This is a genomic window from Arthrobacter sp. H35-D1 (assembly GCF_030063185.1).
In the GTDB taxonomy this organism is placed as follows: domain Bacteria; phylum Actinomycetota; class Actinomycetes; order Actinomycetales; family Micrococcaceae; genus Specibacter.
On record NZ_JASISP010000009.1, the window covers coordinates 24,770 to 40,119 of the forward strand.

The 15,350-nt window shown below is 64.3% G+C and carries 14 protein-coding genes and 2 pseudogenes; 3 read left to right on the forward strand and 13 right to left on the reverse strand.

Going from position 1 to position 15,350, the window contains the following annotated elements:
- Positions 1-263: 263 nt before the first annotated feature.
- The 6 genes from QMG25_RS11125 to QMG25_RS11150 form a co-directional block, all read right to left on the reverse strand.
- Positions 264-767, reverse strand: coding sequence for a DUF3145 domain-containing protein (locus QMG25_RS11125; protein ID WP_283460223.1), 504 nt, complete (start codon positions 765-767; stop codon positions 264-266).
- Positions 768-921: 154 nt separating this feature from the next.
- Positions 922-1,857, reverse strand: a complete 936-nt coding sequence (locus tag QMG25_RS11130) for a tyrosine recombinase XerC (protein WP_283460225.1) — start codon at positions 1,855-1,857, stop codon at positions 922-924.
- A gap of 66 nt (positions 1,858-1,923) precedes the next feature.
- Positions 1,924-2,877, reverse strand: coding sequence for an LCP family protein (locus tag QMG25_RS11135; protein WP_283460395.1), 954 nt, complete (start codon positions 2,875-2,877; stop codon positions 1,924-1,926).
- Between the two features lie 143 nt (positions 2,878-3,020).
- Entirely contained in the window at positions 3,021-4,268 is a 1,248-nt protein-coding gene (gene dprA / locus QMG25_RS11140; protein ID WP_283460396.1) for a DNA-processing protein DprA, read from the reverse strand.
- Between the two features lie 5 nt (positions 4,269-4,273).
- Complete coding sequence (locus QMG25_RS11145; RefSeq protein ID WP_283460228.1) at positions 4,274-5,827, reverse strand: YifB family Mg chelatase-like AAA ATPase; 1,554 nt, start codon at positions 5,825-5,827, stop codon at positions 4,274-4,276.
- The gene (locus QMG25_RS11150; protein ID WP_283460229.1) at positions 5,827-6,183 is read right to left on the reverse strand and encodes a YraN family protein; all 357 of its coding nucleotides are present in this window, start codon (positions 6,181-6,183) and stop codon (positions 5,827-5,829) included. The genes QMG25_RS11145 and QMG25_RS11150 overlap by 1 nt, the downstream gene beginning before the upstream one ends.
- A 600-nt stretch (positions 6,184-6,783) precedes the next feature.
- On the opposite strand from QMG25_RS11150, the pseudogene QMG25_RS11155 reads away from it, so the two are divergent.
- A pseudogene (locus tag QMG25_RS11155) lies at positions 6,784-6,975 on the forward strand (IS1595 family transposase); the annotation flags it as partial.
- Positions 6,976-7,216: 241 nt separating this feature from the next.
- Here the strand turns inward: QMG25_RS11155 and QMG25_RS11160 are convergent.
- Entirely contained in the window at positions 7,217-7,588 is a 372-nt protein-coding gene (locus QMG25_RS11160) for a hypothetical protein (RefSeq protein WP_283460231.1), read from the reverse strand.
- 242 nt (positions 7,589-7,830) lie between these two features.
- Between QMG25_RS11160 and QMG25_RS11165 the strand changes: the two genes are divergently transcribed.
- Entirely contained in the window at positions 7,831-8,049 is a 219-nt protein-coding gene (locus QMG25_RS11165) for a hypothetical protein (protein ID WP_283460233.1), read from the forward strand.
- A 50-nt stretch (positions 8,050-8,099) separates the two neighbouring features.
- Here the strand turns inward: QMG25_RS11165 and QMG25_RS11170 are convergent, their stop codons facing one another.
- On the reverse strand, positions 8,100-11,375 hold the full coding sequence (locus QMG25_RS11170; protein ID WP_283460235.1) for a DEAD/DEAH box helicase: 3,276 nt from the start codon (positions 11,373-11,375) through the stop codon (positions 8,100-8,102).
- 126 nt (positions 11,376-11,501) lie between these two features.
- On the opposite strand from QMG25_RS11170, the gene QMG25_RS11175 reads away from it, so the two are divergent.
- Positions 11,502-11,729, forward strand: coding sequence for a hypothetical protein (locus QMG25_RS11175; protein ID WP_283460238.1), 228 nt, complete (start codon positions 11,502-11,504; stop codon positions 11,727-11,729).
- Between the two features lie 80 nt (positions 11,730-11,809).
- Here QMG25_RS11175 and QMG25_RS11180 read toward each other — a convergent pair whose 3' ends face one another.
- The 5 genes and pseudogenes from QMG25_RS11180 to rplS all read right to left on the reverse strand — a co-directional run bounded on the left by QMG25_RS11180 (position 11,810) and on the right by rplS (position 15,129).
- Complete coding sequence (locus QMG25_RS11180) at positions 11,810-12,142, reverse strand: DUF2469 domain-containing protein (RefSeq protein ID WP_283460240.1); 333 nt, start codon at positions 12,140-12,142, stop codon at positions 11,810-11,812.
- 59 nt (positions 12,143-12,201) lie between these two features.
- Positions 12,202-12,876: pseudogene (gene rnhB / locus QMG25_RS11185) on the reverse strand (ribonuclease HII).
- On the reverse strand, positions 12,876-14,006 hold the full coding sequence (gene lepB, locus QMG25_RS11190; protein WP_283460242.1) for a signal peptidase I: 1,131 nt from the start codon (positions 14,004-14,006) through the stop codon (positions 12,876-12,878). Before lepB (QMG25_RS11190) ends, rnhB begins: the two are co-directional and overlap by 1 nt.
- 93 nt (positions 14,007-14,099) lie before the next feature.
- A complete protein-coding gene (lepB, locus tag QMG25_RS11195; RefSeq protein ID WP_283460244.1) occupies positions 14,100-14,756 on the reverse strand; it encodes a signal peptidase I in 657 nt (218 codons plus the stop codon).
- 13 nt (positions 14,757-14,769) lie between these two features.
- Positions 14,770-15,129 carry a 50S ribosomal protein L19 gene (rplS, locus tag QMG25_RS11200; protein WP_283460247.1) on the reverse strand — a complete coding sequence of 120 codons (360 nt, stop codon included), beginning with the start codon at positions 15,127-15,129 and terminating at the stop codon, positions 14,770-14,772.
- Positions 15,130-15,350 lie beyond the last annotated feature (221 nt).

Below are 15,350 nucleotides of genomic sequence, written 5' to 3' on the forward strand. Positions count from 1 at the left end.
TTTGGACCCACCCCCCCCCCGCTAGACCCGCCCGAGCGACATAGTGTCGCGCACAACACAAACGTTCCGAGCGGCGCCCACAATCCCGTTGGGGCTACCCCCACCACCCCCCCCTCTGCACATATGCCTTACCATTTACCCCGAATCACAGACGCGGCCCCCACAAGTTTGGGGCCCGCCGCTTCTCTCGTTCAAGTTGGAGATCAGGCCCACGCGCCCGAGGGACCCGCCGTGAGCTTGCGAACGGTGGGAGGGCGTGGGGACTATCCGACGTGGTGGAGCCAGCGGACGGGAGCGCCAGCCGCTGCGTGGCGGAAGGGTTCCAATTCCTCATCCCATGCCTCGCCCAGAGCCAGTGAGAGCTCCTGGTACACGAGGGAGGGATCGCCCTTGCCGGACTCGTAGGCGTAGCGAATGCGGTCTTCAGCAACCATGATATTTCCATGGACGTCGGTGACAGCATGGAAGATCCCCAGTTCCGGGGTGTGTGACCAGCGTGAGCCGTCAACACCCGCACTGGGGTCTTCAGTGACCTCGTAACGAACATTCGCCCAGCCGCGCAGTGCCGAGGCAAGCCGCGCGCCGGTGCCGGCAGGGCCACGCCACGAAAGTTCAGTGCGCAGCACATTGGGCGCCGCGGGCTGTGCAGTCCACTGCAAGTCCGTGCGCTGATCCATGACACCGGCAACGGATGACTCAATGTGTGGGCACATCACGGCCGGGGCCGAGTGCACAAACAAGACACCGCGCGTGTTTTCTACCTTCATTCCATCCTCCATTGCAGTAGGTGCGTCTTCCCCAACGACCTTCTCCAGGATGAAACCAAGGTTATTTAATTTTGGCTTCTTTCATTCTGCCGTAGCCGGGCGCTTTGCGCCACCGCAACGACCAGTCATGACATCATGAGGCGATTTTCATCCCCTAGGCACGCGGATGCGCTGTGCGGTAGCTGTCCCGCAGCCGCTCCACCGAAACATGGGTGTACAGCTGGGTCGTGGCCAACGAACTGTGACCGAGGATTTCTTGCACGGCCCGCAGGTCGGCCCCGCCGTCAAGCAGGTGCGTGGCCGCTGAATGGCGCAAGGTATGCGGGCCGGTGGCAGAAGTGTCCCCCAAGGAGGCAAGGAGCCTGTTCACCACGGTGCGCACCGTGCGCTGGTCGATGCGTCCACCGCGTTGGCCCAGGAAAAGTGCGGCGCCACTGTGCGGTTTGTGCAGTCCCATCCTACCCACCCGAATCCACCGCCCCAGCGCAGTGTCGGCCGGCACGCCAAAAGGGACGGTTCGTTCCTTGTTGCCCTTGCCCAAGACAGTGACCGTGCGCCGCTCCCGATTTACGCTGTCGACGTCGAGCCCGACCAACTCCCCCACCCGGATGCCGGTTCCGTAGAGCAGTTCAACCATTGCCAAGTCGCGAAGTGCCAGAGGCTCGTCGGATTCCGCCGCGGCCGCCATGGCCTCAAGAAGACGCCGCAACTGCTGCTGCTGCAAGACCGCCGGAAGGTTCTTGTCACGCTGCGGGGCCTTGAGCCGCAAAGCCGGATCCAGCTCGATGATTTCTTCGCGCACCGCCCAAGCGGTGAAACTGCGCACCGTGGCGGTGCGACGGGCAAGGGTGGAGCGTGCAAGGCCGGCACCACTTTGCTCGCCCAACCAGCGCCGCAGGGAACTGAGCTCCAGGTCGCCCAGCGTGAGATTTCCTGCAGCCACTGCATGAATCAGCAAAGCATCGATATCGCCGCGATAAGCGCGGATGGTGTGTTCGGAGCGTCCGCGTTCCGTGCGCAAATAGCGCTCAAAGGCCTCGGCCGGCTGAGCCAAGGCAGGAGGCAATGCTGCGCGTTCTTCCCGATCCACACCTCCACTGTGCGCTGTCCGCGTCGCGTGGGCAAACAGCCCCGCCGCAACGGGAGCAAATACGTTTTAGCCCAGGCCTGCCGACTCCAGATAGGCCCCCAGCGTATCTTCCTGCAAGGCTTTGGAAATGGCCGCGATGGAGGCGTCGTCCCTGAGCACAATCGACTGTCCGTCAGCACTGGTCCCGGTGCCGAGGGTGGGCAGGGTGAAGGACGTGACATCTGCACCGCGCACGCTTTTGAGGCTGACTGCGAGCGCCCCGAGCGTGGCCGAATCAAACCCAGAATCAACACTGATGTAAGGGGAAAGCTCGTTCACAATAGTGCTCACCGTCGCAGGGTTTGCCATCGTGGCCGGCGCGAAGACGGAGTTTAGCAGCGCCTTGAGGAAGATTTGCTGGTCCTTCACGCGTTGGTAGTCCCCGTCGGTGAAGGCATAGCGTTCACGGACGAACGCCAGGGCCTGGTCGCCGTTGAGCAATTGCGGCCCGGCCTTGAAGTCGGTCTTGCCGTGTAGCGGGGTGAAGGCCAACGGGACGTCCACCTCCACACCGCCCAGGGCGTCGGTGATGGCCTTGAACCCGTCAAAGTCAACGATGGCCACATGGTCTATCCGGTTCTTGAACATCCCTTCAAGGGTTTGCACCACCAGCGGGACACCACCGTTGGCCATCGCAGCGTTGATTTTCGCTTCCCCGACGCCGGGTATTCCCACCCAGGTGTCGCGCATGATGGACATGAGGTAGATGTGCTTGCGGTCGGCGGGGATGTGGACCCACATCATGGTGTCCGAACGCTGGTTGGAGGGGGCACCCTCCTCGGTCAGATTCAGTGAGTCGCCGCGGCTGTCACTGCCCAGTAGCAGCACATTCATGGCTTTGGCGGCCGGGCCGTGTGTGGGTTTCGCCGGCCTGAGCGTTTCCTGGGGGAAGGCTTGGGGAATTGTCTGCGTCTTGCTGTCAAAGCTGCGGGCCAGATTGCCAAGGTAGAGCACACCGACGGCGCCGGCCAACGATACCACCAAAACCAACACCAAGAAGATCAGTAGTATGTTCCGCCGTTTGTTGCGCCTCCGGCGGCTGGGGACTGGGCTCTGTGCATCGGCGCTCATAGTGCACATGCTGCCACTGGCGCACGGGATTTGTCCGCGCCCGGGTGCAACTGTTACCAAGGCGTTGTCATCGACGCCTGCCCTTCCAGTCCTTGGCTGCGGCGCAACCACCCTCCCCCGCGTCGTTCCGCCAGCCCCAGCGCCTCGAGCCTGCCCAAGCCCGACAGCACGGTGGCCGCGCTGAGGCCTGCAACCACGCACAGCTTTTCCACACTTGTGGCGGTGCGCAGCGGCAATGCATCCATCAACAGCAGGTCGGCAGTTCCCAATCCGTCGTACAGTGCCGCCTGGACCTGCGGCTCAACCGCCAGGTGCTCCCCCATGGCCCCGGCGAGTTCGGCGATGTCGGCAGCATCTGTGACACAGACGGCGCTTCCTTCCTTCAGTAGTCTGTGGCATCCGGCGGAATTGGCCGAGTACACCGAGCCCGGCACGGCAGCGACCACCCTGCTGAGACCTTCGCAGTGGTGGGCAGTGTTGAGTGCTCCCGAACGCCAGCGCGCCTCCACAACCACCGTGACTGAACAAAGTGCGGCGATCAGGCGGTTGCGTTGCAGGAAGCGATAGCGGGTGGGGTTGGTGCCGGGGGGCACTTCGGCCACGAGCAGTGCCTGTTCTGCAATGGTGCGCAGCAGTTCCTCGTTGCCCGAGGGATAGAACCTGTCCACTCCCCCGGCCATGACAGCCAAGGTGGGCAGCTCGTTCGGCACTGCCATGGCCACGCCCAGGGCCCCGCGGTGGGCCTGCGCATCAATGCCGTATGCCCCGCCGCTGACAACCGTGAATCCGCGCTGGACAAGGGAGCCGGCGATCTCGGCCGTGACGTTTGCCCCGTAGCTGGTGCTGTCGCGGGAACCGACTACAGCGATGCACTTTCCTTGCGCCGGGATTGACTGTTTCGATCCCCTGCACCACAGGGCGATGGGAGCCTGAAGCTCCAAGCCGTCAAAGCCACGCGGCCAGTCCGCGTCTTCAGGGACCAGAAGCCTGCCACCGAGCCTTTTCACAGTGCCCAGGTCTCGTTCCGGGGCGAGGTCGGCCAGCCGCGGCCGCCACCGCCCCAAGGCTTCGGCCAGTCCGGTCCACCGTTCCGTGCCTGCCTCGTTGAGAATCGCAGTCACTTGCTGTTCCACTGCGGCGTGGGAGGCATCCTTGCCGGCGATGAAGTCCAGCGCCCGTTCCGGACCCAACGCACGGATCAGCGCCAGTCCGGGCAAGTCCGCCGGCTCCATCAACCGGGTCAGGGCCGCCCGTGCGCAGCGCACCGTTGTCTGCGCTGCGATGCTCTTTCCGTGGTTCATGCTGTTCACAGTCCCTCTCCTCGTTGCCGCAATGTCAGTGCCAGCCCTACCTCATCGCTGCCCGGCCGTTCGCGCCCCTGAAGATCGGCCACTGTCCATGCCAGCCGCAGCACCCTGTCGTACCCGCGGGCGCTGAGCACTCCCGCGCCCATGGCCTTGTCCAGCAGCGCGGTGTGGTGCCCGTCCAGTCGCAGCGGGCCGCGCAGGATCCGGCCGGTCAGGTCTGCGTTGTGGACAAGTCCCCACTGTTTGAGCCGTTCCCCTGCGATGTTGCGGGCCAGCTGCACCCTCCGGGCCACTTGAATGCTGGATTCCCGGGGCTCGGTGCTGGCCAACTGGCACAGTTGCAGCTTGTTGACCTGGAGCTGAATGTCCACCCTGTCCAGGAGCGGGCCCGACAGCCTGCCGAAATAGCGCCTGCGGGCCATGGGCGTGCACTCGCAGTTGATCCCCTTGCCGGTCGCTTTTCCGCACGGACAGGGATTGGCTGCCAGGACCAGTTGGAAGCGGGCCGGGTAGGCGGCAGTTCCGGCGGAGCGGTGCAAGACCAATTCTCCGCTCTCCAAAGGCTGGCGCAGGGCGTCAAGGACACGCTTGTCGAACTCGGGGGCCTCGTCAAGGAACAGCACGCCACGGTGGGCCCGCGAAGCGGCCCCGGGACGTGGAATGCCACTTCCGCCACCAATAATGGCAGCCGTGCTGGCCGAATGATGCGGCCGCTCATAGGGTGGGCGGCGCATCAACTCAGCAACACCGTTGCCCCTGTGTTCCAAGGAGTGGATGGCCGTGACTTCCATGGCTTCGGCATCGTTGAGATCCGGCAGGAGCCCGGGCAGGCGTTCAGCCAGCATGGTTTTGCCCGAACCGGGCGGGCCCACCATCATCAAATGGTGCCCGCCGGCGGCAGCAATTTCCAGGGCCAACCGGGCAACGGGCTGTCCAGCCACTTCGGACAAGTCCATCCCGGCCGGTTCCTTGGCTGTTGCCTGCAGCGCAGCGGCGGCCTCCGCACCGGTCGCCCAGCCGATTTCGAGCCCCGCCAAGTTCTGTGGGTCTGCCTCGAAGTCGAGGACCACTTGGGCCAGGCACTCGTAGGCCCGCACCTTGGCCCCTTTCACCAACTGCGCCTCGGCCCGGTTGGCGGCCGCCACCACAAACTCCCGGTGTCCGGCACGGTAGGCGGCCAGCACGGCCGGCAGCACGCCGCGCACTGGCCGCAACCGGCCATCGAGTCCCAACTCGGCCAGAAATACTGTGCCGCTGGTGCCCCGCACATCACCGGCAGCATTCAAGGCCGCCATCACGATGGCCAGGTCAAAACCCGAGCCCTTCTTGGGCAAGGATGCCGGTACCAGGTTCACGGTGATCTTCCTTCTGCTCAGCGGTATCCCCGTGTTCTGTGCGGCGGCGCGAATCCGTTCCCGGGCCTCCGACAAGGAGGCATCCGGTAGGCCCAGCAGCACGAAGTTTGGCAGGGTTTGGCCGATGTCGGCCTCGACTTCGATGACATGGCCGTTGAGTCCCACGAGTGCGACGGCCAGCGCCCGGCCCATGCCCATCAGGCCACACCCTTCAAATGATCGATGCTCGCAGCGGCCGTCCGGTCCATGACAATGCCCACGGCATCAATCCGCATCGGACCCGCAACCCGTTGGTGTTCCCGCGCCCACAGCACAGCCAGGGTGCGCAGGCGCACCAGCTTGGCCCGGGTCAGTGCCTCCAACGGATCGCCATACCGGCGCGAACTGCGCGTCTTGACTTCGACAATGACAAGTTCGGCACCGTCGAGGCCCACAAGGTCGATTTCCCCGCTGGCACACCGCCAATTGCTGTCAATGACCCTGATGCCGTGGTCTTCCAAGTAGTCCGCGGCCAGCCGTTCACCGGTCCGGCCCAATGTATCTTTAGCTTTCATGGCTGCCTCCACTTCCAGCTTGGCTGGCGGCGGGGCGGCGCAACAGGGCCCGCACGTCGATTGTGGATAGTCTGGTCAGCCGCCGCCTCCTGTGGGGGAACAAAAAGCCCCAGCAGGCACGAGGCCCTGTGACACCCTTGACCCACCGCGCAGAATCTATTGCGGCCAATGCGTCGTCATCAGCACCATGGGCACGCTGCCGGCCGGGTGGTAGACAGTGTTTAGCATGCTGTGGCTGTAGTCGGCGATCTCTTCATCACGTCGAACATCTGGGCCGGGTGCAACTCAGTTCTCGCCCACGCGGATGTGGCCGGCTGAGACACAACTTTCCGGGCCCGGCGGATGCCCGAGATCGTGACAGTCATTTCATGACCCAGCTCATCAATGGAGTAGCGTGGGCGCATTATGAATTGGTCTCGAAAGTCCAGGCTGGTCAACCTGACGGTGCCTCTGGATTTAGCGTGGGTGACATTCGAGTGAAGCAAATATCCATCCTCCGTGGTGGGGAAGCCCAGACGCCGTGTAGACACGTCGAACGGCACAGAACCGTAGTGCATCATCGCCGCCACCCGGGGCGAAGACCCCGGATCTTCGCCTCACGGCGTTCACCGGGTAGCTTCGCTGACCAAATGCCGGCTACTGGGCACACACCAAGGCGCCGTGAACCCGAAACATCTGGCCAGCTATCTGGATGGGTTCGTCGTCCGGGTCAACCGTCGGACCTCACGAAGCCGCGGGTTGATATTCCATGGTCTGCTCCACTTTTCCGTTCACCACCACCCCGTCAATTTCCGCATCCAATTGAGCGGCATTCATCGCAGAACGCACAACCCTCCCGCCTACGCGACCTGCGCATCCTCGCAGCGTGGAGCATCCCGTGGCCTGTAACGAACCGGTGGATCGATGAGGTACAGATCGGGCGGGAAGTACACCACCCCAGTCCAAAGCCTCGTCCTCCCTGAATGAGCCTGAACTTCCCCGATCGCGCGGCGGTTATGCCCCCCGTTGGTGGCACGGCCTGAAGAGCTTCGGATCAGTTCCGGGGCAAACTGACGTAGGCGTTGCGCAACCACGTACGCATCTCCACTGCCGTCCACTCTTCGAGCAGTTCCCGGAACGGGCCTGCCAGCAGCGGCCAGATGCAGTACTTGACGACGTCCGGGTGGCGGTCGGGATCGGGACAGGTGATCCCTCCGATCAAGCGGAGATGCTTCATGACGGTCGCTTCCCCGATCGCCTTCATCGCAGCAACAATGCTCCCAATCGCCCGCATTGCCAGTACCTCAAGGAAGGCATACTCCTCGAGTTTGAATGAAGCGGCGATGAGATGCTTGTAGGCGTAGATGTCGCGTGCCCGGGTCTCCTCGCCCCGAGCTGCGGAGACGTCCTCCCTCAGGAGGTTCATCACCTCGCCGACGAGCTTGTCGACGGCGCGTGTCGACGGAGCGTGTCGTGAACTCGAATGTCTGGTCATAGAGCCTGCAGATGCTGGCCAGGACCACGCACCACAGGTGCCGGTTGCTGTGCGGCTTGGGACCGCCCCCGGCCAGATGGCTTTCGAACTCGTCGCCGATCTTCTCACAGATCTCCTGTGCAAGGACATCGATCGCGTCGACCTGTCCGTTCTTGCGGATCTCATCGAGGATCGTGACGGTTAATTCGCTGATGACCCCGGTCATCGCCGGCTGCCGGTCCACCACGTTGTCACCGACCGTCGACTGCTTCGCCGCGGCCGGGGCACGAGTCCATCTCTTCGGGTTTGCCCAGTCAAAGGCTTCGTCCTGCGCGGAAGAGTTGGTGGAGGTGATGCCGCGGCTCAGTACCGCCCCGTGGCGTGCCCCGCCACACGGACATTTGCAGGTGTAGGTCGTCGCAGTCTCGCAGTCTCGCAGCGGGTTATGTGACTCATGCTCGGTTCAGCCTCCTGAAGGGGGTTTCGGTCGAAAATCTGGATTGACAGCAGCAGAGAGCTGGTCGAAGTAGTTGTGCCGTGCCCAGGAGGCGCGGTCGCCGATGACGTAGAGGCGGCGCTTGGCCCGGCTTGCGGCGACGTTGACGAGGTTGACCGTTGACGAGGCCCACATCTTTGCCCCGGGCGCGTCAGGATCTCCACCCAAGACGAGGAATACGACGTCGGCTTCGCGCCCCTGAGCGGTGTGGATCGTGCCGGCCCGCAGGTCCGGGTACTGCCCCATGAGAGATTCGAGCTTATTGGCGACCATTCGGAAAGGCGAGATCGCGATGACTTCGGACATCGCAACGCCCTCGTGTTGGAGACGCGCGAGTTCTTGATGCAGTCGGACGATCTGGTTTGGCTGCAGGTGCGTGCCAGCAGTGGTCGCTGGCTCGTCGAACCACTGGCTTGGCGCCATTCTCGGGCCGTCTGAGCTGTCGTAGATGTCTGGACGGTCGGGGTCGTCCAGGCAGCGATGGACGCCGCTGACCATGATGCCGTTGTAGGCGATCTGATTGCACAGGCTGAACATCGGGTCGTCGCATCGGCGATGCACCGTCAGAGGAGCACTCACCCAGACGGACTCCTCGCCCTGACGCAGAGTGGTCCCGTACTGTGAGACACGGTCGGCAAGACTCTGCACCGATGCCCGCGGCGGGATCCACGTCGACGAGACCCGGTAGGCGGCCGCGATGTCGCGCTGGGCCTTCTGCGGCATCGTCACGACCGGCTGCAGCTGCAGCGGGTCCCCGACGGCAACGACCCGCTGTGAGCGCCAGATCGCACCGGCCGCGTACTGCGGTGAGGCCTGCCCGGCCTCGTCAATGAGCAGCCAGCCGAGGGACTCGCAGCCAAGGCCGGCGAACATGCGCCCGAAGGACGCGAAGGTCGTCGAGACCAACGGCACGACCAGGAAAAACGTCTGCCATGCCGCACGCAGCTTTTCCGGCTCCAGCCGTCGCGGAACGGAACCGGCGACAACCTCGACCGCCGCGCGCAGCCCGAGCACCATCTCCCCTGCTGCGTTGGCCAGAAAGTCCTCATGCAGTCGCAGTGCCGCGAGGAAAAGCTCTGATCTGGCCTCATCCAACTGTGGGTCGAGCCACGGGGCGTGCAGTTCGCGAACCGGTCCCACCCACGTCTCGTCCGGGTACCCGGACCGGAGTTCCTCGCGGTCGGCAGCTACCCGTCGACGAAGTTCGGCCACCTCCCGGGCGGCTTGTGCCCGTGAGGCCTCGGTCCGATTGGCCTCCGCGCGGAGCTCCTGCGCCTGCTGGGCGAGGTGCTGCGCCTGGGTCCGGGACTGTTGCCGGTGCTGCTCCGCCACTCGCAGGCCCTCCTCGAGCGGTTCCAGCCGGGTCCGCCAGTCGCGGGCGGCACGGCCCAACGTGAACAAGGTCTCGAGCGCTCGGGGTCTGGTCTCGATGTGCCGATCCCGCGCCTCAATCGCTCTGAAGTGCTCAGTCTCGACGCGCTCGGCGACCGGCGAGTAGGCACGGCTCACGTCGACGGCAGCGGCGGCGTCGGTTCCTAGACGTCCCGCATGTGTGGCCAGGCCCGATTCTTCTTTGAGGGCGGCCGGAAGTCGTTCAAGGCGGGTTTGCGCCCTCCGTCGCAGTTCAACGATCTCGTCGACGCGACCTTCGGCCCGCCGAAAGTCCGCCCGTGCGTCCTCCCAGCTCTTGTGGGGCACTGTCCCATCGCGCCACTGGGCCAGTCGTGTCTGCATGCGTGGACCGGTCCCGGGGACGCGCTGCTTCGTGCGCGGGTCGGTCTTGTCGAACCAGAAAGCGGACCGGAACGCTCCGCGGTTGCTCTTGTTGCCTAGACGAGCGGCAACCAGGCCCCACGCTCTCCGTTCCGCTTTCCCTGGGTCGGCGTCGTCCTCCAAATCAACGAGGTCTTCGGAGTAGACACCGCCGGACGACTCCAGCGTGGCGGAGGCGATGTCCGCGAAATAGTCGGCTTCGTCCATCCACTTATCCGCGATGGCTTCTCGAGCGGGGATCTCGGTGCTCACGTTCTCCACAGCCGCGTTGTTCGCTGACGCCACGACCATTTCGAAACCCGTCAGCTCGTCGCGCAGCTGACGGACCTTGCGCGGGTACCCGTCAATGGCGGTCCACTGATGGGTGGTTGCGGTGAAAGCGTCCTCGGGGCGCGGCAGGGACGCGAGTCGTCGGGCGCGTTCGACGACGTTGCCGGCAAGGACGTCACGCAGCATTGTCGTCTTCCCGGTGCCGGGTGGGCCGTTGACGCCCATCAGCCCCCGCGTGCCGGCAAAGTCGTGCAACGCCTGATTGACGGCGAACTGCTGCCGCAGCGCCAGACCATGCGCCGGTTCGGAAGGCCATCGGCCCTTGGGCAGCCTCTCGATCTCGGCCCCCGCGTTCACCGCAGCGTGGTCAGTCATGACGTCGATCCGCAACTCGACCGGGATCGAGGCATCGCCGGTCAGGTACGCTGACAAGGCCGTCGGGCACCTCCCGCCCTGCACATGCTTCTGGACGGCCGCGAGGTCCTCGAGAAAGAAGCTGTTCAGAAAGTCTATGCTCGCCGCAGAGTCTTCACCGCGACGCTCGGCGACGGCAACTGAAGCAATGACGATCCTCTCACTGGCCAGCCCAGCCGTGCCGTCGATCCCCGCGGCCTCGTGGGCAATCCGCAGCAGGACCTGCAAGGACGCCTCGTCATGAGCAGGCGCCGTCTGAGCGTCTGCCGCCTCGCGCCGCAGACCGTCGAAGGCGTCAACTCTCTCGGTGAAGGCGCTGGCTGCTGCGGGGAACCCATCGGCCCAGTGTGCATCGTGCGCCCGGGTACGGTTTCCGATCCGGGCGACAGCCCAAAGAGCCGAAGAGAGCACCGCGGAGCCGGCCATCAGCACGCCGTGCTCGTCAAGCAGCAAGCCCGCGCAGGCGCTGAACCCGGCGGGTCGTTCGTCATACGCATCCCGGTCCTCGGCGAAGGCCCGGTGCAGGTGCTGGTAGGTGTCCTCCAGGTCGTACACTCCGAGGTAGAGCGTGTGCTGCCACACCCGGCGGGTCCTGCCCACCGACTGCGGCGGGCGCAGTACGTCCCACGGCAGCGGCTCCCCCAGTCCCCACTTGATCACTTGCCTGTCATCCGGGCGCGTCGAGGGCTTGGTCAGCTTCGGCACCTTCTGTGGACTGAATAGCTCCAGCATCCACCAGTACCGCAGAATCTGCCGGCGATCGTCGTCAATCTCGTCCGTCCCCATGCTCAGATTCTGCCACATGAGTGTGGCTGGATAACCGACTCGGTGGGACGACCAGCAGTTCGGTTTTGCTCAGGCGGCTCCAGCAACAACTCATCCGCCACGCCGCGGCGGCAAAGACATACCCCCGTGAACATCGCCCGCCTTGGCGTGCTTGAAATCAGCCACATCACCCCACCACACCGGTCGGAGCGTCCAGGCCTGCTACGGTGCCGGCACGGGGCCCGGGACCAGGGCCAGCCGGGCCTCTACGGCCCCGGGCACTGCCCTGCCGGCCCCGAAGCGCCCACTGCGGACCCCGAAATTGCCTGCCGAGCCCGAAACCCGGCAACTGCCACCAGCCTCACACCGTCCTAAAATCGAGCCTCTTCAGCAACGCCACCACGTAAAAGACCGTTCGACACCAGCCGCCGCAGGGTGGCGGTTGGGGCGGGCGGTCAGCCCAGCGGGCCCAGTGCGCCGTCCTTGGGAATTTGCAGGTCGTCGGTCTTGATCAGCTCTTCAACGTTGACGTCCTTGAAGGTGATGACACGCACATTCTTCACAAACCGGGCGGTGCGGTACACATCCCACACCCAGGCATCCTGCAGTGTCAGGTCAAAGTAGACCTCGCCGTCGGCTGAGCGGGCCTGCAAATCGACATGGTTCGCCAGATAGAACCGGCGCTCGGTCTCCACCACATAGCTGAACAGGTTCACCACGTCACGATATTCGCGGTAGAGCTGCAACTCCATGTCGGTTTCGTAGTTTTCCAGATCCTCGGTGCTCATGGCTCCATCATCCATCACTTGTGCTCCACTTGCCCAAATGGCGGGACCACAAGACGAAACTACACGAGCCGCCAACTCTTGCGGTGGTGGTCGGTGGGGCCCTGCTTGGCAATGGCGGCGCGGTGCGCGGAAGTACCGTAGCCCATGTTGGCGTCCCATCCGAAGGCGGGAAAGTGCTCGGCGAGTCCTTTCATGATGCCGTCGCGCTCAACTTTGGCCAGCACGCTGGCAGCGGCAACTGACAGGCACGTCAGGTCGGCCTTGATGCGGGTCTGGATCCGCCAGTGCGCCGCGGGAGCCTGCGGCGGTGCTGGCGCAAACAGGTCAAGGGGTGGCTATTCCGGGGTTGAAAGCCAGTCCTGGTTGCCGTCCAAAATCACAAAGTCGGGCACGAGCGTCGATGCGGCCTGCGCCATCGCGCGCGTACCGGCCAGGCGCAGGGCGGCGACCAGTCCGACGTCGTCAATTTCCCGGGCCGAGGCATGCCCGACGGCGCTTGCCGCAGCCCAGGCGGCAATGCTCGGCACCAGGGCTTCACGCACCAGGGGGCGGAGCAGCTTGCTGTCCTTCACGCCCGGCAATTCGGTGGCCGTTTCCGCATGAATGACGACGACGCCCACACTGACGGGCCCGGCGAGCGAACCGCGGCCCACCTCGTCGCAGCCGGCAACCACCTGGTAGCCCTGGGCGGCAAGTTCCCGCTCCCAGGCCAGGGTGGGCGCTGCGGCCGCCATCAAGGCCCTGCCGGTGCGTGCTGTTGGCCGGAAACGCTGCTACCCGCGGGCTCGGGGACGTTGCTGAACACATCGGGGTAGTTGCCCAGGACGCTCCAGTGCGAGAACGGCCAGGCGATGACCACTGCCCGGCCCTCGACGTCGGCAATGGGCACGAAACCCGTGCCGTTGTCGCTGTTGTGGAAGCGGGAATCCTGCGAGTTGTTGCGATGGTCGCCCATGACCCACAGGTGGCCCTCCGGAACGGTGACCTCAAAGGTGGTGTCCGACGGCGCCGCGCCGGGAAAGAGGTAGGGCTCGGTGATGGGCTCGCCGTTGATGGTCAGCTTGCCCTCTGCGCTGCAGCAGACAACTTTGTCGCCCGGCATGCCGATGACCCGCTTGACCAGGTGCTGCTGGGAATTATCCGGCGCCAACCCGATAAAGGTGGCCGCATCGTTGACCCAGCTCAAGGGGCCTTCGGCAACCGGTTCCGGCGTCAACCAGCCCTGTGTGTCCTTGAACACGACGACGTCGCCGCGCTTGAGTGCGAAGGGTTCCGGCACGAGCAGGTTGACGAAAATCCTGTCGTTGATTTGCAGAGTGTTTTCCATCGAGCCGGACGGGATGAAGAAGGCGCGGAACAGGAACGTCTTGATGAGGAAGGACAGCACAATGGCGATGACAACAATGGTGAGCAGTTCCTTGCCCCATGCCCATGCCTGGCGTCCCAGCCGTTCCGTGGCCGTGCCGCCGTGGTTCCCGTCCCCGGAACGGTGGCTTGCAGCGGCAGAGTGCGCAGGGCCCCCGTGCACAGGGCCGTCGTGCACTGGGCCGTCGGTATCTGGGCCCTCGTGCGCAGCGGCCGTGTCGGAGTCGCTGTCATCGTCGATGCCGGGTTGCCCGCCGTTCAGGTGCCGCGCCCTCCCGTTTTGACTGAAGCGCGCCTCGGAAGACTCGGACGTCCCGGGTGCAGCCGGCTCGCCAGATTCGGGCACCTCGGCAGCCGCGGATCCTTCGGGCGGCTCAAAAGCGTCGGGCACCCCGGAAACCTCGGGCGACTCCGATGGGAGCCGGGGATCGCCCGTTCCTGGTTCCACGCTCTCTGGTTGCACACCATCTGGTTCTCCGGGAGCACTGTGTTGCGTCAACGTTTATTTCCTTAGCAAAGTCAGGACAAAAGCTTGGGTGGAGCACACCGCCGTCGGACACGTTGCCCGTGCCGGGCGCAGGGTTTCCGGACCCTACGGCAGCGGGCTGTCGCTGTCGATGCCGTGCATGCGCCCCGGCGGCCACACCGTGGCAATGGGCGAACCAATGACCCTCGAGGTGGAAATCAGGCCGCCGCCGGGAGCACCGAGCAGTGAGCGTGAATCCAGGGAGACGTTTCTGTGGTCGCCCATGAGCCACAATTTACCTTGTGGCACGCTCACCTCGAAGTTCAACGCGCTGGGCTCGTCCCCCGGGTACAGGTAACTCTCGGACACCGGCACCCCGTTGACTTCCAACAGTCCGTCGTCGGTGCAGCACTTGACGGTGTCACCCGCGACGCCCAGCACGCGCTTGACGTAGATGTTGTTGTTCGGCACCAGCCCCAGCCATTGACCGGCGGCTGTGATCCCGTCAGCCACCGGACCGGCCCCGGATTTCAGCGGTGCGAAGGACCCGCGGCCGTCAAAAACCACCACATCCCCGCGTTCAATGGCCTCGGTGGCAAAGCTGGTGCGGGACACCAAAACCCTGTCGCCCGAGAGCAGCAGCGGTTCCATGGACTCCGAGGGGATGAAATAAACATCCACCCACACATTGCGCACCAGCGCCAGGAGCACGAAGATAACGACCACTGCCAAAACAACAAAACGCCAGCCCAGTTTCCTGGACTGGCGTTTCGCTTGGTTCAAAGTGCGATTCCCGTTACTTGGCGGGAACGGCGTCGCGCTTTTCCTTGATCTTTGCAGCCTTGCCGCGCAGATTGCGCATGTAGTACAGCTTGGCGCGGCGAACGTCGCCCTTGCTGACAACTTCAATCTTGTCCAGGATCGGGGAGTGCACCGGGAAGGTACGCTCAACACCGCAACCGAAGGAGACCTTGCGAACCGTGAAGGTTTCGCGAACGCCGTCGCCCTGGCGGCCAAGGACGAAGCCCTTGAAAACCTGGACACGTGAGCGGGAACCTTCAATGATGTTCACGTGAACGTTGAGGGTGTCGCCGGCACGGAAGGCGGGGATGTCGGTGCGCAGGCTGGCTGCGTCGACAGAATCGAGAAGATGCATTTTCTCACTCCAGGCAAACACCACAGGTCATTTGCTTTGTGTCACGACTTTCATGGACGGCGCAGGGCCAGTCATGAAAGACGAAAGATGAGGACCGGATACCCAAGACTGGTTCACCGGTGTGCCATCCTGTTGACGAGCGATCCCCCTGTGGCAGGAACGCGCCCAGTCGGCACATGCACCCATTTTGCCATACGTCGGACGCCAACAACTAATTGCGC